Source organism: Vibrio sp. D173a, from assembly GCF_030248475.1.
Genome location: NZ_JAHGAH010000569.1, coordinates 1 through 946 on the forward strand (window position 1 = coordinate 1; position 946 = coordinate 946).

A 946-nucleotide genomic window follows, 5' to 3' on the forward strand; every position below is an offset into this window, starting at 1 on the left:
GAAAAACAAAATAAATCGCATCCCGCATCCCGCATCCCGCATCCCGCATCCCGCATCCCGCATCCCGCATCCCGCATCCCGCATCCCGCATCCGCTTCCACTTCCCCTCTTTGAAGGTTAAAATCCACTTTCAATTACGACCTATCCCAAATACCGGAGCCTCCTTTTGTCAGATTCTCAGTTTTCCCCTCAAGACGAACTATTTATGCGCCGTGCGATGGAGCTTGCAGAGCAAGCAGAAGCAGAAGGGGAAGTGCCGGTTGGTGCTGTTCTAGTGAAAGACGGAGAGATCATTGCGGAAGGTTGGAACCGTTCTATTTGCGCTCATGATGCGACGGCGCATGCGGAGATCCAAACTTTGCGTAAAGCGGGTGAAGCTCTAGGAAACTATCGACTGCTTGATACCACTTTGTATGTCACGCTAGAGCCTTGCCCAATGTGTGCTGGGGCATTGTTACACAGCCGAGTGAAACGCGTCGTTTACGGTGCGCCTGACTTAAAAGCAGGCGCTGCAGGAACGGTATTAAACTTGTTTGAAAGCCAAGCAGCGTACCATTACGCAACAGTTGAAAATGGGCTGCTGGAAGAAGAATGCCGCTCTCAGTTGCAAGCGTTCTTTAAACGTCGCCGCAAAGAAATTAAAGCGAAGAAACAAGCGCAAAAGGCGTTGGAAAACGAGCAGGAAAAAAAAGATAAGTAAGTTGAAAGGAGAATGAGTTTTTTCGGCTAGAAGTATTTTTAGCAAACACCTACCCAAGAGTAGATGTTTGCTTCAAGTTCTCAGTGATTCACTAGGTGAACGAAAACACGGTTACGTGCACTGACTTTCTTTTTCATACTCGTCAGCTTAAGCTTGCGGCGGTTAGCAGCCACTGTCTTATTCAAACGTTTTGACTGCACTCTGCGCTTTCTCATAATCAGAACCTCTTGGTAAGCGCTCCATAAA

General features: G+C 48.0%; 1 protein-coding gene. It reads left to right on the plus strand.

Going from position 1 to position 946, the window contains the following annotated elements; translation table 11 throughout:
* Positions 1-166 precede the first annotated feature (166 nt).
* Positions 167-700: a tRNA adenosine(34) deaminase TadA gene (tadA, locus tag KIV40_RS27590; protein ID WP_021017880.1), complete on the plus strand. Its 534-nt coding sequence runs from the start codon at positions 167-169 to the stop codon at positions 698-700.
* The last annotated feature ends 246 nt before the right edge of the window (positions 701-946 follow it).